The sequence below is a fragment of the Rhizobium sp. BK098 genome (genome assembly GCF_014193155.1).
In the GTDB taxonomy this organism is placed as follows: domain Bacteria; phylum Pseudomonadota; class Alphaproteobacteria; order Rhizobiales; family Rhizobiaceae; genus Rhizobium.
The window spans coordinates 697,587-716,909 of sequence record NZ_JACHYY010000002.1 but is presented as its reverse complement, the minus strand read 5'-3'; the positions used below and the strand labels follow the sequence as shown (position 1 = coordinate 716,909).

Here is a 19,323-nt window from a genome sequence, read left to right as displayed (position 1 = left end):
CTAGCTGTAACCAGAATATCATCGATGATCCGGGTGAGGCGGCTCATTGTCAGCAAAAGTGCGGAGGAAGCAGCATGTACAAGGCGCCAGTCGAAGAAATCGCATTCACGCTGAAGCATGTCGCGGGCATGGAACGCGCCATGGAAGAGGGCATTCTCGGCGATCTCGGCACCGATCTTGTCGACGCTATCCTGTCGGAAGCCGGGCGTTTCGCCGGTGAAGCGGTGGAGCCGCTTGCCGAGAACGGTGACAAACAAGGCGCAAGATTGGTCGACGGCAAAGTCGTGCTTCCCGATGGCTGGGAGAAGCTCTATCGCGACTGGATCGCCGGCGGCTGGAACGGCCTTACCGCACCGGAGGAGTTCGGCGGGCAGGACTTGCCGCACATGCTGAATATCGCGACGCTGGAAATGTGGAATTCCGCCTCCATGGCCTTCGGTCTTGCCCCGACGTTGACCATGGGAGCGATCGAGGCCTTGCACGCCCACGGCAGCGACGATCTCAAGAAGACATATCTGGCAAAGCTCGTTTCCGGTGAATGGTCCGGTACGATGAACCTGACCGAGCCGCAGGCCGGTTCCGATGTCGGCGCTTTGCGCACCCGCGCCGAACGCCGCGATGATGGCACCTATCGTATCTTCGGCCAGAAGATTTTCATCACCTGGGGCGATCACGAGGCAGCCGACAATATCATCCATTTCGTCCTCGCCCGCCTTCCGGATGCGCCTGCCGGCACGCGTGGCATTTCGCTGTTTCTCGTGCCGAAATTCCTTGTGAATGAGGACGGCTCGCTCGGTGCCCGCAACGATCTTTTCGTGCATTCGCTGGAACATAAGCTCGGCATCCATGGTTCACCGACCTGCACGATGATCTACGGCGATGGCAAATATGGAGCCGAAAAGGGCGCCGTCGGCTGGCTGGTGGGTGAGGAAAACAAAGGCCTCGCCTGCATGTTCACGATGATGAACAATGCCAGATTGGCTGTCGGCATCCAGGGTGTCGCGATTGCTGAAGCCGCGACCCAGAAGGCCATCGCCTATGCCCGGGAGCGCACCCAAGGTCGCGCGCCGGGTACGACATCCTCGGGCATGAGCCCGATCATCGAACATCCCGATGTCGCCCGCATGCTGCTGACGATGAAAGCCCTTACGCAGGGCTCGCGTGCGATCTGCTACGCCTGTGCGCAGGCGATCGACATGTCGCATCGCGATCCCGAGAGAGCAAAATATTGGCAGGAGCGCGCCGCATTGCTGACGCCGATTGCCAAGTCTTTCTCCACCGATGCCGGCGTCGATGTCGCTTCGCTTGGCATCCAGATCCATGGCGGCATGGGCTTTATCGAGGAGACAGGCGCCGCGCGCCTGCTGCGGGACGCGCGCATCGCACCGATCTACGAGGGCACTAACGGCATCCAGGCCATCGATCTGGTGACGCGAAAGCTGACGATCGCCAACGGCGACCACATGCGCGCCTTCATGACCGAACTGCGCGAGATCGCCGATTCCGTCGCCAAGTCCAATCTGGATGGTTTCGGCGAAACGGCGCCGCGGCTACAGGCGGCCATTGCCTATCTGGAAAAGACGAGCGAATGGCTCCTGTCGAAACAGGCAGAGGGCGCCGTTGCCGAAGCTCTGGCGGGCGCCACGCCTTACCAGCGGCTTTTCGGCCTCGTGCTAACAGGCTCTTATCTGGCCAAGGGTGGCCTTGCCGATGCAGGCGACGGCGAGGGGGCCAAGCGCATCGCACTCTGCCGCTTCGTTGCCGAAAACCTCTTAGCCGAGACTGCCGCTCTCTCCGATCGGGTCATCGCCGGCGCATCCAGCCTCGAAGCCGCCCGCGCCGCACTAGAGTCGGATGATTTTAGGTCTATTCGACCTAAAATCTGAATCCGCCCTAGAATCAAAGAAGTAGAGCATGATGTCGTCCGAAAACCGCTCACACTTTTCGGCATCATGCTCTAGCCTAAGGGAAAGCCATGACCGACCACATCCTCATCGAACGCCCCGAGTCCGCGCCGCATATCCAGATCATCCGGTTCAACCGGCCGGAAAAAAAGAACGCCATCACCCGCGCCATGTATCAGACGATGACCGACGCGCTGAACGCGGCGGAAGCTGCGCCGGATATCCGCGTCCATGCCTTCCTTGGCACGGAAGGCTGCTTCTCTGCCGGCAATGATCTCGCCGATTTCCTCGCTTTCGCCATGAGCGGCAATATGGGGCGCGAAGTCATTGATTTTCTTGTCGCGCTGGCGAGCACGAGGAAGCCCGTCGTCTCCGGCGTCGACGGCCTGGCGATCGGCATCGGCACAACGATCCATCTGCATTGCGATCTGACTGTTGCCTCCGACCGCAGCCTGTTCAAGACACCCTTCGTCGATCTCGCGCTGGTTCCCGAAGCGGCCTCGAGCTTGCTTGCACCGCGCGCCATGGGCCATCAACGCGCCTTCGCGCTGCTTGCGCTCGGCGAAGGCTTTTCCGCTGCCGAAGCGAAGGAGGCGGGCCTAATCTGGAAGGTAGCGTCACCGGAAGCGGTGGAGACCGAAACGCTGGCGCTGGCGGCCAAACTCGCCGCCAAGCCGCCCGAGGCCCTTCGGATCGCACGCGACCTGATGCGGGGACCTCCGGATGCCGTCCTCGACCACATCCAGAAAGAGGCCGAGCATTTCGCCGCCCAACTGAAAAGCGCCGAAGCCCGCGCGGCTTTCGAGGCCTTTATGAAGCGGTGAAGGCTTACTTCTCCAGCGCCGCAACCACCTCGACATGTGAGGTCCACAGGAACTGGTCGATCGGCGTTACCCGGGTAATGCGGTAGCCGCCCTCGACGAGGATAGCGAGGTCACGGGCGAGGGTCAGCGGGTTGCAGGAGACGGCGACGATCTTCTTGACCTGCGATCGAGCCAGTTCCTTGCTCTGGAATTCCGCGCCGGCGCGCGGCGGGTCGAACACGACGGCGTCGTAGACCTTCAATTCCTGCGTCATCAGCGGTCGGCGAAAGAGATCACGGCGCTCGACACTGACGGGCTTCAGCCCCTGTGTCGTACGCGCTGCTTGGTCCAGTGCCGCGAGCGGCTTTTCCTCGCTTTCCACCGCCTGCACGCGTCCGATCCGCGCCAGGCGAAGCGAGAAGGTGCCGCTGCCGGCGAAGAGATCGGCAATGCGCTTTGCCTTGCCGACATGGGTTGCAACCAGCTCGGCCATGGCGTCCTCGGCCTGCTTGGTTGCCTGCGTGAAGGCACCAGGCGGCGGTGCGACCTGGACGCCGCCGAAATCGATCATCGGCTTTACCGGTTCGACCAGGATCTCGCCGTTCAGTGAAACACGGGCGATGCCGCGAAGCGACAGAACCGTTTCGATGGTGCCGCGGCGCTGCTTGTCCGAAAGCGACTTAATGCCGTCGACCGCAAGATCGAGGCCGGTCTGCGTTTCCAACACGGAAATGCGGAAGGCTTCGGCATTGACGGCCATTGCAGCGGCGATCGTCTTGATCGCTGGCAGGCGGGCCATGATGCCGGCCGAGGCGATGGGACATTCCTCGATGGCGACGATATGGTGGCTTTCGGCTTGATTGAAGCCGATCAGCATATCCTTTTCAGTCTTGCGCGCGGCGAAGACAACCCTGCGCCGCTCGCCCGGATGCGCGGCGACGATATCGTCCACCTCGGGCGTCAGGCCCTTGGAGCGAAGCGCGTCGACGACGAGCTGGCGCTTGAAGGCGCGATAGGGCGCATCGGCATAATGCTGCAGGGTGCAGCCGCCGCAGGCGCCGTTGACGCCATGCGGGCCGAAGTGCCGACAGTGTGGCTCCTGGCGATCCGGCGAGGTGGACGCGACCGACATCAGCGTGCCCTGGCTCTTCACCCGCGCGATGGCGACGCTTTCGCCCGGCAGCGTGAAGGGTACATAGATCGGTCCATCGGCGCCCTGCGCGATGCCGTCGCCCTGGGCGCCGAGCTTCTGGATGGTGACGGTTTCAGTGCTCATGGCTTGATCCCTGCGAGAAGAAATTCCTGGTTGCCGTCGCCGCCTGTAATCGGCGAGGCGATGAGGCCGAGGCTTTGCCAGCCCATGTCTTCGGTGAACCAGCGCTCGAGTTCGGCCGCCACAGCCGGAGCGGAGGAGGGGTCCTTCAGGAGACCCGCCTTGCCGATCGCATCGCGGCCCGCCTCGAATTGCGGTTTTACGAGCAGTGCCGCCCGCGCGCCCGGTTCGGCAAGCGCAAGCGCCGGCGCGAGAGCGAGCTTGAGCGAAATGAACGAGACATCGGAAACGACGAAGGAGAAGGGCTCGCCTATATCCCCGGCGGTCAGATTGCGCGCATTCAGCCCTTCGATATTGGTCACGCGCGGATCGGCTTCTACGCGCGGATGCATCTGGTCGTGGCCGACGTCGATCGCCGTGACATGGGCAGCGCCTCGCTCAAGCAGCACCTCGGTGAAACCACCGGTCGATGCGCCGACATCGAGACAATGCTGTCCGCGCGGATCGAGGTCGAAATGATCAAGCGCCGCCACCAGCTTCAGCGCCGCGCGGGAAACATAATCCTGCGCCGGATCGTCGATGCTGATCTGTGCGTCTTCGGTGAAGAGTGCCCCGGGCTTCGTCACGATCTTGCCGTTCACGGTGACCGTGCCGCGCTGGATCGCATCGCGAGCGCGCGAGCGGCTGGCGAAGAGCGAAAGGGTGACGAGAAGCTGGTCGAGGCGTTGTGGTTCTGACATGGGCTGTCCATGCCGGGCAATCGGCTGTGTTGCAAGCCTTTTATGCTGATATCGGCGTTGACGCAGGATTGCGACAGGCGATAATCGCCGACATCAACGGTGAGGGGCACCATGCGAAATATCTGTGGCTATGCAGCGCTGATGGCGACGATCGCCGTTCCGGCTATGGCAAATGATACGATGGCCGAGCTGAAGACGGGTGGTCTTGCCTATGTCCGCACTGGCGATATCAGCATGGATCAGGAAAAACTGTTCATCTCGCAGACCGAAGTGCGCGTCGATTACGTATTCGAAAACACCTCCGACAAGGATGTCGAAAGCGTCGTCGCCTTCCCGATGCCCGATATCAAGGGTGACATAGACAGCATGGTCGATACGGGAAATGTTGATTCCGACAATTTCCTCGGCTTCACTGTGACCCAGGATGGTAAGGCTATTACGCCGACCCTGCAGCAGCGCGTATCGGTGGCCGGCGTCGACATGACGGATGAATTGAAGGCTCATGGCGTGTCGCTGCTGCCGCTCAGCAAGGCGGCCATGGATGCCGTCGCCAAGCTGCCCGTCGATCTACTCGAGGACTGGACTGCCCGCGGTTTGATCGCCGACGACGAATACGACAATGACGGCCAGGGCATGAAGCATCATCCGACGCCGATGTGGACGCTGCATACCACCTATTGGTGGCGTACGAAATTTCCGGCCAAGGCGAAGATTGCGGTCGAGCATCGCTACAAGCCAAGTGTCGGCGGCACGGTCGCCATCACCTTCGCCGGCGACGAAGATTACCAGAAGCAGCAGCTCCAGGCCTATCGTGGCAAATATTGTCTCGACGAGACTTTTCTGAAGACGGCGGTGAAACTTGCCGCGGTGGCCGACAAGGGTGGCCGCGGCTATACGGAGAGCTGGATCTCCTATGTGCTGACGACCGGAGCCAACTGGTCCGGTCCGATCAAGCATTTCGAGTTGACGGTCGATAAGGGCAGTCCTGAAAACTACATCAGCTTTTGCGGTACGAATGTGAAGAAGATCGGCGCGACGACATTCCAGATGACGGCGCAGGATTTTTACCCGGAGCACGACCTGGATATCCTGATCCTAGCTGCAGCTGCCGTGAACTAGCGGTGCACTCACTGTCTCTCAAATTAAATAAATTTAAAGCCGAAGCCTCTATTGATGCCCGTGATTGCGGCGATCCGTTTCAAGATCGCCGCCTGCCATGAAGGCTTCGCGCGTCAGCGTCCCAATCATGCCCCCTCCCTGAATTCTTCGAGCATAGCCGCGCCTCTTCCTCGCGCGGTCCTTAATCATGCTCGCCAGGACCTGCGCTCCGGAGGCGCCCGCTTATGTCCGCGAAAAAGCTCTCTTTGAATGGCAAGCTTGCCATCACATTTACGGCCCTGATTGCCATTTTCGCCTGCGTTTCCGCATTCGTCTATTCCAAGCAAGAGGTTTCCGCCGGTGCTGCCGTCGAGCAGGAAAGGTCGCAGCAGCTCGTCAGCCTGATCGATGATTCGCTACAGGCCATGTTGGAACAGGCCGTCAATCTGCGGGGCTTTCTGCTTCTGCGCAGCAACAGCACCTATGACGATATCTTCAACAATCGCGAGCGGATGCTGAAGAGTATCGCTGCTGCAAAGCTGTCGGCTGCCGATTCGCCGGATCTGCTGCAAGCGATCGACAACATGCAGAAGGCGGCCGATCTCTATTTCCACCAGCTCGCGGAGCCGCAGGCCAAGGCCCGTAAGGAAACCGAGATGCCGCTCGACCAGATCGTCAAGATCGGTCAGAACGAAACCAAGGGCCAGCTTGACGGCTTTCGCGATGCCGCCGCCAAGATCAAGCAGGCTGCGCGCGCCAAGGCAAGCAGTCTCGCAGCCATGCAGGACGATGCCAATGGCGATCTGCGCTTGACCCTCATCATCGGCGGCGTCTTCGCCTCGCTTGCCGCCGCTGTACTTGCCTGGCTGCTTTCGCGCATTATTGTCCGTCCAATCGTCGGCATGACGGCGGCCATGGGCCGTCTGGCAAACGGCGAGCATGACGTTGAAGTCCCGGCTGTTGGCCGCGGCGATGAAATCGGCCGCATGGCGGATGCCGTCCTCGTCTTCAAGCAGGCTGGCATCGAGAAGCTGCGTCTTGCCGGCGAGACCGAGCGTATGCGTGGCGACGCCGAACGTCAGCGCCTGATGAACGACGAGCAGAAGGCGCGTGAAGAGGGCGAAATCCGTTTCGCCATGGAAGCGCTCGCCAGCGGCCTCGCGGCCCTGTCGTCGGGCAATGTCGCAACCCGTCTTAATGATAGCCTCGCGCCGCAGTTCGACAGCGTCCGCGCCGATTTCAACAATGCGGTCGAAAAGCTCGAAGCGGCCTTGCGGTCCGTTGGCCAAAATGCCTCCGCCATCAATGCCGGTGCTGACGAAATCCGTTCGGCCGCCGACGATCTGGCGCACCGCACCGAGCAGCAGGCCGCCGCCGTCGAGGAGACTGCCGCAGCACTGGAAGAGGTCACGATCACGGTTCGCGACTCCGCCAAGCGCGCCGAGGATGTCGGCCATCTCGTCGAACGCGCCCGCCTCGGCGCGGAACGGTCGGGCGAAGTGGTTCGCAAAGCCGTTTCGGCCATGCAGCAGATCGAAAAATCCTCGGGCGAGATCAGCAACATCATCAGCGTCATCGACGACATCGCGTTCCAGACCAATCTTCTGGCGCTGAATGCCGGCGTCGAGGCCGCCCGTGCCGGGGATGCAGGCAAGGGCTTTGCGGTCGTTGCCCAGGAAGTACGCGAGCTTGCGCAGCGCTCGGCCAATGCCGCCAAGGAAATCAAGTCGCTGATCACGACGTCGAGCGATCAGGTCAATACCGGTGTGTCGCTGGTCGGCGAGACCGGCAAGGCGCTGGAACTGATCGTATCCGAGGTGCAGGAGATCAACCGCCATGTCGGCGCAATCGTGACTGCGACCCGCGAACAGTCGACTGGCTTGCAGGAGATCAACACCGCGGTCAACAACATGGATCAAGGCACGCAGAAGAATGCCGCCATGGTTGAGGAGCAGACGGCGGCCAGCCATGCGCTCGCCCGCGAAGCTGCAGCACTCAACGAGCTGCTTCAGCAGTTCCGTCTCGGCAATACCGCCAAGGCTGCACCCGCCAGGCCCATTGCTGCGACGGCGCGTTCTAAACCCGCAGCCTCTCCGGCTCGCGCCCTGGGCCGCACCATTGCCCAGGCTTTTGCCGGAAAGACAAGTGCTAACGCTGCCGCCGCAAGGGATGATTGGGAAGAATTCTGATCGCTCCACGGCGGCTTCGTGGCGCCCCCCGGAGGCTTTCACGGCGAATTACCCTCGTAGACCTATCGGCGGCCCGTCCCTTTGCGGCGGGCCGCTCTTTTCACAGCTTTCAGAAGAGCATCATTTTCAGCGACCTGTCCGACTTTGGGGCAGCGCGCTGTCGCTGGAGCGCTCTTTTCTTGAGGAAAAGGCTCCTGGCTATCGTCTGCTTCTCGGCGGACCATCCTTTGGTCAAGATTTATTAAATATTTGATCAGCGGCAGGGTTGCCGTGGACGGCGAACCTCCTTGTTATAGAACGCATGGTGATGCTGAGGGAGATCTGAATGGGGCAGCTCGTCCGAGTTCCGGCCAATGAGACACAGAGACTTTTGGCCGTGCGCTCCCTGAATGGAGTTCATAGCAGTCCGACGCCGGAGCTTGCGACCCTCGCCGAATTGGCAAGAGGCGTGTTCGAGACACCCTATGCGGCAATCAACATTATCGACGAGGACTGGCAACGCATAGCAGGCCAGGCGGGGCTGAAGATCGCCGAATGTTCGCGCGATATGTCGATCTGCACGCGGGTGGTTTTCGATGACGAACTGCTGGTCCTTCCGGACCTTATGGAAGAACCGGAGCTGAAGGCTGCCCCCTTTGTTCTCGATGATCCCTATTTTCGCTTTTATGCAGGCGCTCCAGTGCGACTGGAGAACGGTTTGCCGGTAGGAGCCTTCTGCATCCTCGATCAGAGGCCGAGGCAGTTTTCCTCGAGTGAGGAGCAAAGTCTGAGGCGCTTTGCCCAGATCGCAAGCGCGCTTCTGCGTCTGCAGAAAACGAACTTGCTGATGGGAATAGCCGAGAATGATCTGCGCGCGGCGGCTATGACCGATCCGCTGACCCGTTTCTTCAATCGGTCGGCGCTGGAATCTATCGTTGACGGTGCATTGAGCACTGCCATCACGAAAGGCGGCAATTTCGGCGTCCTCTATCTCGACATGGACGGCTTCAAATCGATCAACGATCGCTTCGGTCACAATGTCGGCGACGAAGTTCTGTGCGAGGCATCGCTGCGTATCCGTTCGGTCCTCCGCGCGGACGACATCGTCGTGCGCATGGGCGGCGACGAGTTTGCGATATTCGTCCCGGATTCGCCTGACAAGCATGCGCTTGTGTCCCTGTCCGAGCGGCTGCTCGCCGCTTTCAGAACGCCCTTCGCAGTCGATGGAGTATCCGTTTTTGCGAGGCTCAGCATCGGCGCGGCCCTCGCGCCGCATGATGGCGCAACGCGCGTGACGCTGCTGAAGAATGTTGATTCTGCCCTCTATCGGGCGAAGGCAGAAGGTCGAGACCGCGTAGCGGTCTTCAATGCACTCAATGCCTGATATGCGAAGATACTTGGGATCAGGCAGGCTTAGGCGCGCTGTCTAATTTCGCGTCTTATCCCGCTGCTCCAACGATGCGGCCGCGGCCGAGCGCACGGAATACCGTTTGCACGATGCCGGCACGATCGAGGCCTGCCATGGCATTCATGGCCTCGGGCTTGGCCTGTTCCATCCAGATATCGGGCATGACCAGCGAGCGAATTTTCAGGCCGCTGTCGAGCAGACCTTCATTGGCAAGGAACTGCATGACCTGACTGCCGAAACCGCCGACCGAGCCTTCCTCGATGGTGATCAGGATCTCGTGATGGGCGGCAAGCTGGCGGATGAGATCGTGGTCGAGCGGCTTGGCGAAGCGTGCGTCCGCAACCGTCGTCGAAAGCCCGGCAGCGTCCAGATCTTCGGCGGCGGCAAGGCTATCGGCCAGGCGCGTACCGAAGGAGAGCAGGGCGACCTTCGTGCCCTGCTTGATGACGCGACCCTTGCCGATTTCGAGAATCTGACCGCGCTCCGGCAGATCGACGCCGACGCCTTCACCGCGTGGATAGCGGAAGGAAATGGGGCCGAGATCATAGGCGGCGGCTGTGCGCACCATATGCTTAAGTTCCGCCTCATCGGCCGCGGCCATGACGACGAAACCGGGCAGGGTGGCCAGGAAAGCGGTGTCGAACGAGCCGGCATGCGTGGGGCCATCGGCGCCGACGAAGCCGGCGCGGTCGATCGGGAAGCGCACCGGCAGGCCCTGGATCGCCACATCATGCACCACCTGGTCATAGGCGCGTTGCAGGAAGGTGGAGTAAAGGGCAGCAAAGGGCTTGTAACCTTCGGCGGCGAGGCCGGCAGCGAAGGTCACGGCATGTTGCTCGGCGATACCGACGTCGAAACAGCGCTTCGGAAAGAATTCCTGCAGCTTGTCGAGGCCGGTGCCGTTCGGCATGGCGGCGGTGATGCCGACGATCTTGTCATCGAGGGTCGCCTCCTGCACCAAAGCGTCCGCAAAGACGCTTGTATAGCTTGGCGCATTCGGCTTCACTTTCGTCTGTGCACCCGTGATGACGTCGAACTTGTTGACGCCATGATATTTGTCTGCGGCCGCCTCGGCGGGCGCATAGCCCTTGCCCTTCTGCGTCACGACGTGGATCAGCACCGGGCCCTGTGCATTGTCGCGCACATTGCGCAGCACCGGAAGCAGATGTTCGAAGGAATGGCCGTCGATCGGGCCGATATGGTAGAAGCCCATTTCCTCGAACATGGTGCCGCCGGTCACATAGCCCCGTGCGTGCTCGACCGCCCGGGTGATGGCGCGGTCAACCTTCTTGCCGAGATAGGCGGTCAGTTTCTTTCCAAAGTCCCGGAAGCCCATATAGGTGCGGCCGGAGGCGAGGCGCGCGAGATAGGCGCTCATCGCTCCCGTCGGCGGGGCGATCGACATATCGTTGTCGTTGAGGATGACGATCAGCCGCGCATCGAGCGCGCCGGCATTGTTCAGAGCTTCATAGGCCATGCCGGCCGACATGGCGCCGTCGCCGATGACGGCGATCACGCGGCGGTCGGTATTATCGAGCTCGGCGGCAACCGCCATGCCCAGACCGGCCGAAATGGATGTCGAGGAGTGCGCGGCGCCGAAGGGATCGTATTCGCTCTCGGCTCGGCGCGTGAAGCCGGAAAGACCGCCTTCCTGGCGCAGCGTGCGAATGCGGTCGCGGCGCCCGGTCAGGATCTTGTGCGGATAACACTGGTGCCCGACATCGAAGATGAGGCGGTCGTTCGGCGTATTGAAGACGCTGTGGATTGCAATGGTCAGCTCGACCACGCCGAGGCCGGCGCCAAGATGTCCGCCGGTGCGCGATACCGCATCGATCATCTCATCGCGGACTTCGCGGGCGAGTTGCGGCAATTCCCGGTCCTCCAGCTTTCGCAGGTCGGAAGGATATTGGACCCGGTCCAGCAGGGGCGTCTGTGGCATTTGTGTCAAGGCTGAAGCCTCTTTCTTGCTATTCTTGGGCGGTTGTCCGCCTTTACGTCAAAACAGATTGCGACAAAAGGCGCCGAATTCAAGGTACTCCCGAACAAGAAACATGTGGGAATGTTATGAACCCGTTAGCCCTCCGGCAGGGGAATGAACTCTTCCTCGTCGCCGGGCACGATATCGAAGCGGCCAGTGCGCCATTCTTCCTTGGCCTTTTCGATGCGTTCCTTTGAGGACGAGACGAAATTCCACCAGATATAGCGCTTCGAATTGAGCGCTGCACCGCCAAAAAGCATGAGATGACAGCCTTTTTCGGCGGCCTCCAGCGTTATCGCATCGCCGGGTCGGAAGACGAGGAGCTGATCCTGTTCGAAACGGTCGCCGGCGACGACAAGCGAACCGGAGAGAATGTAGACGGCACGCTCCTCATGCGCTGCCCCAAAAGGAAACGTCGTGTTCGGCTGGAGCTGAAGATCGACATAGAGCGTATCGGTGAATGATTTCACCGGCGATTTCAGGCCTTCGAAATCGCCGATGACAACGCGCCCGCTCACGCCGCCGTCGGCGATCGTTGGTAAGTCATCCTTTTCCGTATGGGCGAAGGAGGGATCGATCTCCTCCTTGTCGTCGGGCAGCGCCAGCCACGTCTGCAAGCCGGACATGGAAAACGGATGGTCGCGCAGGTTCTCCGGCGTGCGCTCGGAATGCACGATGCCGCGCCCGGCCGTCATCAGGTTGATGTCGCCGGGGCGGATCACCTTGGCGGTGCCGAGGCTATCCATATGGCGGATTTCGCCGTCGAACAGATAGGTGACGGTGGAAAGGCCGATATGCGGATGCGGGCGCACGTCGAGCGCCTGACCCGGCCGTAAAATGGCGGGCCCCATGCGATCGAAGAAAATGAACGGCCCCACCAGTCGCCGTCGGCTGCTCGGAAGTGCGCGCCGCACGGAGAAGCCGCCGAGGTCGCTGGTGCGCGGTATAATCAGATTTTCGATCGCGTCGCAGGCGAAGGCATCACCGGCCTGCGGATCGTTGCCTGGGAAGAAGGACATAACCGCTCTCCTTTCGGTCGGAACGCAACCTACCGGGCCAACCTACCGGCAATGTCACCCAAACTCAAATTTTCTGGCTTCGTCTCAAGCGCCATCCAGCGCTTCCGTGCCCTGCGGCTTGCCGGCGCGGTCGAGCCTGATCTTCTCGATGCGGTTTTCCGCGGCCGAAAGGAGTGCCTCGCAATGCTTCTTCAGCGCTTCGCCCCGCTCGTAGATCGAAATGGATTCATCGAGCGCCACGTCGCCGCGCTCAAGCCGTGCAACGATGCTTTCAAGCTCCGCCACGGCCTTCTCGAAGGAATAGCCCGAAACATCTGCCTTGGCGTTCTCGCTCATCGTCAACCTCTCATCATGCGTAGAATATGCATCCCCGCCGACTCGGCGAGACCTTCCAGATCATAGCCGCCTTCGAGCAGGCTGACGACCCGGTTCTTGGCGCTGCGGTCAGCGATCTCGAGCAGCCGTCCCGTCGCCCAGTCGAAATCCTCGCCCGTCAGGTTCAATTGCGCCAGGGGATCGCGGTGGTGGGCGTCAAACCCGGCCGAGATGATGATGAGGTCGGGGCTGAAGTCAGTGAGCGCCGGCAAAACGCGCGACTTGAAGGCCTCGCGGAAATGATCGCCGCCGGTATTGGGCGACAGCGGCGCATTGACGATTGTGTTGTGCGTGCCACGCTCCTCCTTCTTGCCCGTGCCCGGATAGAGCGGCATCTGGTGGGTGGAACAGAAAAGCACCGAGGGATCGTCCCAGAAGATGTCCTGCGTGCCGTTGCCGTGGTGCACGTCCCAATCGACGATGGCGACGCGCTCGGCGCCGTGGGCCTTTTGCGCATGGCGGGCGGCAATCGCGGCATTGTTGAAGAAACAGAAGCCCATGGCCTTGGTCTTCTCGGCATGGTGGCCGGGCGGGCGGGCCGCGACGAAGACATTGTCGGCCGCACCGGAGAAGACGTCGTCGACCGCCGCCATGGCGCCGCCGACGCCATGCATGATCGCCTGCAACGTCTTCGGGCTCGCATATGTATCGGCTTCCAGCTGGTTGATCTCGCCGTCGTCGCCCCTGTCCGGCATCGAGCGCAGCACGAACTCCAGATGCTCCTCAGGGTGGGCAAGCAGGACTGCATCCTCATGCGCGGCAGGCGCTTTTTGCCGATCCAGACGCTCGAAATTTGGATGCTCCAGCGCGATGTTCAGCGATCGCAGCCGATCCGGCCGTTCGGGGTGACCTGCCGGAACGATGTGTTCAAGGAAGATCGGATGTTCGTAAAGACGTGTGCTCATGGGGCCAATCTATAAATGAGGTGTGACGCCTATTACAGGACATGGACCATGTCACTACAATGTCAACAATCCATCTTAACCACTTTGGAATGGCGCCCGTTTACTTATCGAAGCGTGGTGTTAAGCTTTCATTAAGGTCAGTATGGCGTCGGCCAGGGTTATTGCGTCATGGCAAGAGTAGAACGATCCGATGTCATCGAGGTAAGGGTGCCGCCGCGCGATGTCGACCGGCACGGCCAGATGTTTATCGCATCCTATATCTCACAGGCAGAGACCGCACTCTCGAACTTCTGGCGCACGCGACCGCTTGTGGACGATGAACCCGTCTACATCGCCAAGAAAGTATCCTGTTCGTTGCACCGTGCCTTGCACTATGATGAACTTGCCCGCTACTCGATCAGTGTCAACAAGATCGGCGGCAAATCGGTCGGTTTCGTCGTGGCGGTCGAAACCGGCAACGAACTGGCGGCAGAAGTGGAAATCCTCTGGCTTGCGGTGCGCGGCGACGAGCATGATCCCGTGCCGCTGCCAGAAGACACGCGCGACTGGCTCTATAAATATCTGGCCTGAGCCGAGTTTTAGCTGCGCTGCGGCAGAAGCGGATAGCCGACCATGACGGCGCGGCCGACCAGGGCCGCGACCACGGCCTTGACGATATCGCCCGGCACGAAGCCCAGAGACCCGATAAACGCCTTGCCGAAGCCGATATTGATGGCTAGCCAGGCAATGCCCAATGCATAGAGCACCACGACACCGCCAATGACGGCAGCGATGAAGAAGCCGACGCCTTGAACGAGGCCGCTCTGTTCCGGCTTCACCAGCCGTTCGGAGAGATAGCCGGTGACGAAGGCTGCGAATATCCAGCCGACGAAGAAGCCGGCCGTCGGGCCGGCAAACACTGCAAGACCGCCGCGTCCGCCCGACAGCACCGGTAGGCCGATGCTGACAAGAACGACCACGAGCAATACCGCGATCGCGCCACGCCTTGCGCCTAGCACGACGCCGGCAAGCATGACGCCGAGAGATTGTGCCGTGATCGGAACCGGAATGATGCCGATCGGGATGGGCGGCAAGAGGCCGAGCGCAACGATGATGGCGGCAAACAGCGCCGAGAGGACGAGATCGCGGGTGTTCATGGCGGTTCCTTCCAACAAAGTCCCATGTTCATTGACGCCGAATGCCGCGCGCGTCAATCGCAGCAGCAATATTGTCCGCATCGCGCAGTGTCAGAATGATCAGCGGCGCGAGCGTGGTTGCGAGGCGAATCTTGATCCCGCGGGCCTGATGCGCTTCGCGGATTGCGCGGTAGCGATCGAGAATTTCAGGCACAAAACGGATGACGAGGCCGATCGCAAGGCCGATATCAGCGGCTTTCAGCAGGCCTAGCCTTTCGAGCGGCGTGGCAAGGGCGGTGATCTCATCAATGAAAGCAGCCATCGATGTCGTCGCCGTCACCGTGGCGGCAAATAGCGCCAGCGCGGTCAGTCGCAGCGCCGTAACGATGGCTGCGTTCAGCGGGCCGACGATTGCCGCGAATATGGCCAGGACGGCAATCGAAACGAGGATAGGTCGCAGCCGCTTGAGCGCCTCTGCAACTGGCAGGCCGCAGCGAAGATAAAGGGCGGCGCCGACAAGGTTTGCGCAGGCGAGCAGCACGATGGACTGCGTCAGAAACAGCAACACGCCGAATGCGGTCAGCGCAAGCAGCTTCACGCGCGGCGAGAGCCGATGCATCCATGTATCCGCATCCACATGCAGCGTCTGCATCAGCCGGCAATCTCCCTGTAGCGAGCGATCGCTTCCTCTGCCGGAGCATCGGCAACTAGCCGGCCCTGGTCGAACAGCAGCACACGGTCGAAATCCTCAAGTAGCGGCAGGTCGTGGCTGATGATGATGACATTTTCTGGAAGCGTTGCCATGGTCTTCTGAACGAGCGCCCGATTCTTCAGATCGAGTTGGTTTGTCGGTTCGTCCAGAATGAGGATATCCGGGCCGGTGACCAGTACCGAGCAGAGTGCGGCCATCTGCAACTCACCGCCGGAAAGCTCATGTGCCCGCCGCGCGCCGAGATGGCTAACGCCAAAACGGTCAAGAATGCCCTCGACCGCGGTTTCGATCTGCGCCTTGTCATATCCGCGCGCCTTGAGCCCAAAGGCAATGTCGTCGCGCACGACGGGCAGGATGATCTGGTTCTGCGGCGACTGGAAGATATAGCCGACCTTGCCGAGCACTTTGGCAGCGTCACCGACCGTATCGAGCCCGTCGACCACGACCCGCCCGCTCGTCGGCTTGACAAGCCCGTTGATCAGCCGCGCAAAGGTTGTCTTTCCGGAGCCGTTGAGGCCGATGATGCCAATACGACGCTCTTGAAGCGTCAGGCTCAGCGGGAACAGCGCAGTGCGCTTGCCGTAATCGACGCCGGCATTTTCGAAGCGGATGTCCAAGCGGCTTCCTTGTTCGGTAAGCTGGAGCGGTTCAACGTTTCACGGAACCTCAGAGCCGCTCCAGCCTTTTATTGTCTCGCAATCCCGGACGGAAAACCGCTACGCACTTTTCCTGGAGTTGCTCTATCGCGGAGCTATAGCGCATCACTTCGATTTATCAAATCAGGGCCTCTTTGAAAGCATGGGAATTTATGCCTATGATCCGCCCATGACGAATCTGCTCTCGAATCGTGACGCCCGCCGCGTGTTCCTTGCTAAACAGGGGCTTGCCAATCCGCCGAACCGCGCCTTGACCAAGGCCGGCCTGCTGCAGCTCATCCATGACATCGGCTTCGTGCAGGTCGATAGCATAGGCACCGTCGAGCGTGCCCATCACCAGATCCTGTTTTCGCGCAACCAGACCTATCGGCGCGAGCACCTGACGGAACTTCTGGAAAAGGACGGCGCGCTCTTCGAGAACTGGACGCACGACGCCTCCATTCTACCGAGCGCATTCTTCGTCTATTGGAAGCACCGTTTTCGCCGCGAGGAAGCGGCGATCATCGAACGCTGGCGGAAATGGCGCGGCGAGGGGTTCGAGGCGGCTTTCGAGGAAACCTACGAGCGCGTGCTGAAGAATGGGGCCATCACCGCCCGCGAGGTCAAGGCGGAAGATCATGTCTCCGGTGGCTGGTGGAACTGGCACCCCAACAAGACGGCGCTCGAATATTTCTGGCGCACCGGCAAGTTCGCGATCGCCGGCCGCACCAATTTCCAGAAGGTCTATGACCTCGTGGAGCGTGTGCTTCCGGCCCATTTCCATGAGCCGGAAGTCGAGCATGACGAATTTGTCGATTGGGCCTGCCGCAGCGCGCTGCAGCGTCTCGGCTTTGCGACCTCAGGCGAGATCGCCGCCTTCTGGGATCTCGTGACACCGCAGGAGGCCAAGAGCTGGGTCGAGACGCATCGCGACGAGCTGACCGAAGTGCTGATCGAGCCTGCCGCTGGCGGCAAGCCTCGCCCTTCGCTTGCTTTCCTCGACTTTCATGACACGCTCGATAGTCACGCCGAAGCGCCGGCGCGTATCCGGGTGCTTAGCCCCTTCGATCCCACGCTGCGCGATCGCAATCGCACCGAACGCCTGTTCGGCTTCTTCTACCGCATCGAGATCTTCGTGCCCGAACCGAAGCGCGAATACGGCTATTACGTTTTTCCGCTCCTCGAAGGAGACCGTCTGATCGGACGGATCGATATGAAGGCGGACCGCAAGGCGGGAACGCTTGACGTCAAGCGCCTGTGGCTCGAACCGGGCGTCAAGGCATCGGCCGGCCGGCTGGAGAAGCTGGAGGCAGAACTGGAGCGTATCGCCCGTTTCACCGGCGTCGAGAAGGTCGTGTTTCTCGAAGGCTGGCGGGGATGACCCTTGCTTTTCGAGAGATCGGTGGTGAGCGGCATCCAGGGAACGGCCGCTGATTTTTGGGGACAGCGATCGCATGGATAATGTTCGGATCTTCGACGGGCACAATGATACGGTCCAGTTCATGCTGGATTATAAACCCGACGGCCGTGATTTTCTGGCTCGGTCCGAGGCCGGGCATATCGATCTTCCAAGAGCATTCGAAGGAGGTTTGACCGGCGGATTGTTTGCGATGTACGCCGCGCCGGGCCAAGAGCCGGTGGATGACCTGACGATCACCCATGATGGCTACGAAGTTCGCTATGCTGAAGCTTTGCATCCGGACCATGCCCGCCGGCAAATCGACGGACAGCTTTCGGCCATAAAGAAGCTGATTGGACGTTCGGGCGATAAAATCCGTCTGGCAACGAGCGTTAGCGAGATCGAGGCGGCACGACATGCCGGCGTCTTTGCTGTCGTGCTTCATATGGAAGGCGCCGACGCCATCGGCCCCGATCTCGGCTATTTGGATAGCATGCACAGTGCCGGCCTTCGATCTCTGGGCATCGTGTGGAGCCGCTCGAATATCTTTGGTTACGGCGTTCCGTTTGCCTATCCGAGATCGCCCGACACGGGACCCGGCCTCACGGATTTGGGAAAGGATCTGGTCAGAAGATGCAATGAATCAGGGATCATGATCGATGTTTCCCATCTGAACGAGCGCGGATTTTGGGACGTGGCCGCATTGAGTACCGCTCCGCTCGTCGCCACCCACGCCTGCGCCCATGCCATATGTCCGTCGACGCGAAATCTCACCGACCGGCAATTGGATGCTATCCGCGATACAGGTGGCGTCATCGGGTTGAATCTTGCCGTCAACGATATCCGCGCGGATGCCAATCTTGACGAGGACACCCCGCTCGACGCCGTTATACGCCAGATCGATTACCTCATCGCTCGCGTTGGACCCGAGGGGGTCGCTTTGGGATCGGATTTCGATGGTGCCGTCATGCCCCGCGAGATCAAGGACGCAAGCGGCTTGCCGCGTCTCCTCGACGCCATGCGCAAAAGTGGTTTCGACGAGCTGACCTTGCGAAAATTCGCGTATGACAATTGGCTTCGCGTGTTCAGCCTCACATGGACGGATCGATCATGAGCTTTGTCACCTCCTCCTTGAGAGGACATGGCTAACTAAGTCCAATATGCAGAAGAGCACCCGAGGAGGAGAGTTCATTGTCGTCGCTGATTCTAAAAGGCCGCAATGTCAGGCTCCGCCCGCCATGTGCTGAGGACGCCGATGAGCGCCTCCTCTTGGGCACCAATGCCGAGATCGCGGAGATGTATGGCGTCAACAGAGAGGACATCAAGCCCATCACTCGGGAGACTGCGGTCAGATGGGTTCAGGGTATTGCCGATCACCCCCACGCATGGGTTATCGAGATCAAGGGCGCCTTTGCCGGCGTGATCAGATTGGACAACGTCAATCCCCAGGACAAGCGTGCGACGATGGCGATCGGGATTTATGATCCGGCGTTGCTTGGCAAAGGCTTTGGCACGGAAGCGATCATGCTTCTACTGTGTCATGCTTTCGGCGAGATGGAGCTGCACCGCATCGGAATACGCGTGCTCGCCTACAACCAGCGTGCCATCCGCGCCTATGAGAAATGCGGCTTCGTTGTCGAGGGAAGGGAGCGGGAGACGGCCTATGTCAACGGCAGCTGGCACGATGACATCATGATGGGGCTGCTCGATCGCGAGTTTTCGGCACCTTCCCCGTGAACGGGGGGGCCGCATAGTGAGGGGCACGAAATGATCCTGAGTTCGAAGAGGCAT

General features: G+C 60.7%; 18 protein-coding genes. 9 read left to right on the top strand and 9 right to left on the bottom strand.

Annotation, left to right across the window (positions count from 1 at the left end; genetic code table 11):
* The first annotated feature begins 74 nt into the window (after window positions 1-74).
* Together FHT73_RS08415 and FHT73_RS08410 are read left to right on the top strand one after the other, a co-directional pair.
* Complete coding sequence (locus tag FHT73_RS08415) at window positions 75-1,886, top strand: acyl-CoA dehydrogenase (protein ID WP_183710907.1); 1,812 nt, start codon at window positions 75-77, stop codon at window positions 1,884-1,886.
* An 89-nt stretch (window positions 1,887-1,975) separates the two neighbouring features.
* The gene (locus FHT73_RS08410; RefSeq protein ID WP_183710905.1) at window positions 1,976-2,728 is read left to right on the top strand and encodes a crotonase/enoyl-CoA hydratase family protein; all 753 of its coding nucleotides are present in this window, start codon (window positions 1,976-1,978) and stop codon (window positions 2,726-2,728) included.
* A gap of 4 nt (window positions 2,729-2,732) precedes the next feature.
* Here the strand turns inward: FHT73_RS08410 and FHT73_RS08405 are convergent, their stop codons facing one another.
* Both FHT73_RS08405 and FHT73_RS08400 read right to left on the bottom strand, forming a co-directional pair.
* Window positions 2,733-3,983 (bottom strand): class I SAM-dependent RNA methyltransferase, encoded by a 1,251-nt coding sequence (locus tag FHT73_RS08405; RefSeq protein ID WP_183710903.1) that lies wholly within the window; start codon window positions 3,981-3,983, stop codon window positions 2,733-2,735.
* A complete protein-coding gene (locus FHT73_RS08400; RefSeq protein ID WP_112605991.1) occupies window positions 3,980-4,720 on the bottom strand; it encodes a TlyA family RNA methyltransferase in 741 nt (246 codons plus the stop codon). Before FHT73_RS08400 ends, FHT73_RS08405 begins: the two co-directional genes overlap by 4 nt.
* A gap of 111 nt (window positions 4,721-4,831) precedes the next feature.
* Between FHT73_RS08400 and FHT73_RS08395 the strand changes: the two genes are divergently transcribed.
* The 3 genes from FHT73_RS08395 (at window position 4,832) to FHT73_RS08385 (ending at window position 9,370) form a co-directional block, all read left to right on the top strand.
* Window positions 4,832-5,839: a DUF4424 domain-containing protein gene (locus tag FHT73_RS08395; RefSeq protein WP_112605988.1), complete on the top strand. Its 1,008-nt coding sequence runs from the start codon at window positions 4,832-4,834 to the stop codon at window positions 5,837-5,839.
* A gap of 224 nt (window positions 5,840-6,063) precedes the next feature.
* Window positions 6,064-8,007, top strand: a complete 1,944-nt coding sequence (locus FHT73_RS08390) for a methyl-accepting chemotaxis protein (RefSeq protein ID WP_112605985.1) — start codon at window positions 6,064-6,066, stop codon at window positions 8,005-8,007.
* A gap of 325 nt (window positions 8,008-8,332) precedes the next feature.
* Window positions 8,333-9,370: a sensor domain-containing diguanylate cyclase gene (locus tag FHT73_RS08385; RefSeq protein WP_112397997.1), complete on the top strand. Its 1,038-nt coding sequence runs from the start codon at window positions 8,333-8,335 to the stop codon at window positions 9,368-9,370.
* Window positions 9,371-9,425: 55 nt separating this feature from the next.
* On the opposite strand, the gene dxs is transcribed toward FHT73_RS08385, so the two are convergent.
* The 4 genes from dxs to FHT73_RS08365 all read right to left on the bottom strand — a co-directional run bounded on the left by dxs (window position 9,426) and on the right by FHT73_RS08365 (window position 13,671).
* Window positions 9,426-11,342, bottom strand: a complete 1,917-nt coding sequence (gene dxs, locus FHT73_RS08380; protein WP_112335476.1) for a 1-deoxy-D-xylulose-5-phosphate synthase — start codon at window positions 11,340-11,342, stop codon at window positions 9,426-9,428.
* 125 nt (window positions 11,343-11,467) lie between these two features.
* Window positions 11,468-12,391: a pirin family protein gene (locus FHT73_RS08375; protein ID WP_183710901.1), complete on the bottom strand. Its 924-nt coding sequence runs from the start codon at window positions 12,389-12,391 to the stop codon at window positions 11,468-11,470.
* A gap of 84 nt (window positions 12,392-12,475) precedes the next feature.
* Window positions 12,476-12,727, bottom strand: coding sequence for an exodeoxyribonuclease VII small subunit (locus FHT73_RS08370; RefSeq protein ID WP_015339025.1), 252 nt, complete (start codon window positions 12,725-12,727; stop codon window positions 12,476-12,478).
* 2 nt (window positions 12,728-12,729) lie between these two features.
* Complete coding sequence (locus FHT73_RS08365) at window positions 12,730-13,671, bottom strand: histone deacetylase family protein (protein ID WP_112605979.1); 942 nt, start codon at window positions 13,669-13,671, stop codon at window positions 12,730-12,732.
* A gap of 168 nt (window positions 13,672-13,839) precedes the next feature.
* Here FHT73_RS08365 and FHT73_RS08360 point away from each other — a divergent pair, with 168 nt between their 5' ends.
* Window positions 13,840-14,241: an acyl-CoA thioesterase gene (locus FHT73_RS08360; protein ID WP_112397994.1), complete on the top strand. Its 402-nt coding sequence runs from the start codon at window positions 13,840-13,842 to the stop codon at window positions 14,239-14,241.
* 8 nt (window positions 14,242-14,249) lie between these two features.
* Here the strand turns inward: FHT73_RS08360 and FHT73_RS08355 are convergent, their stop codons facing one another.
* Genes FHT73_RS08355 through FHT73_RS08345 form a run of 3 tightly spaced genes read right to left on the bottom strand, consistent with a single transcriptional unit; the run spans window position 14,250 to window position 16,115 of the window.
* Window positions 14,250-14,807, bottom strand: a complete 558-nt coding sequence (locus tag FHT73_RS08355; protein ID WP_112397993.1) for a biotin transporter BioY — start codon at window positions 14,805-14,807, stop codon at window positions 14,250-14,252.
* Window positions 14,808-14,835: 28 nt separating this feature from the next.
* On the bottom strand, window positions 14,836-15,438 hold the full coding sequence (locus tag FHT73_RS08350) for an energy-coupling factor transporter transmembrane protein EcfT (RefSeq protein WP_183710899.1): 603 nt from the start codon (window positions 15,436-15,438) through the stop codon (window positions 14,836-14,838).
* Complete coding sequence (locus tag FHT73_RS08345; protein ID WP_112335482.1) at window positions 15,438-16,115, bottom strand: ABC transporter ATP-binding protein; 678 nt, start codon at window positions 16,113-16,115, stop codon at window positions 15,438-15,440. Before FHT73_RS08345 ends, FHT73_RS08350 begins: the two co-directional genes overlap by 1 nt.
* Window positions 16,116-16,323: 208 nt before the next feature.
* Here FHT73_RS08345 and FHT73_RS08340 point away from each other — a divergent pair, with 208 nt between their 5' ends.
* The 3 genes from FHT73_RS08340 (at window position 16,324) to FHT73_RS08330 (ending at window position 19,269) form a co-directional block, all read left to right on the top strand.
* Window positions 16,324-17,514, top strand: coding sequence for a winged helix-turn-helix domain-containing protein (locus tag FHT73_RS08340; protein ID WP_183710897.1), 1,191 nt, complete (start codon window positions 16,324-16,326; stop codon window positions 17,512-17,514).
* A 73-nt stretch (window positions 17,515-17,587) separates the two neighbouring features.
* Window positions 17,588-18,646, top strand: a complete 1,059-nt coding sequence (locus tag FHT73_RS08335) for a dipeptidase (RefSeq protein ID WP_183710895.1) — start codon at window positions 17,588-17,590, stop codon at window positions 18,644-18,646.
* A 77-nt stretch (window positions 18,647-18,723) separates the two neighbouring features.
* Window positions 18,724-19,269, top strand: a complete 546-nt coding sequence (locus FHT73_RS08330; RefSeq protein ID WP_112414548.1) for a GNAT family protein — start codon at window positions 18,724-18,726, stop codon at window positions 19,267-19,269.
* The last annotated feature ends 54 nt before the right edge of the window (window positions 19,270-19,323 follow it).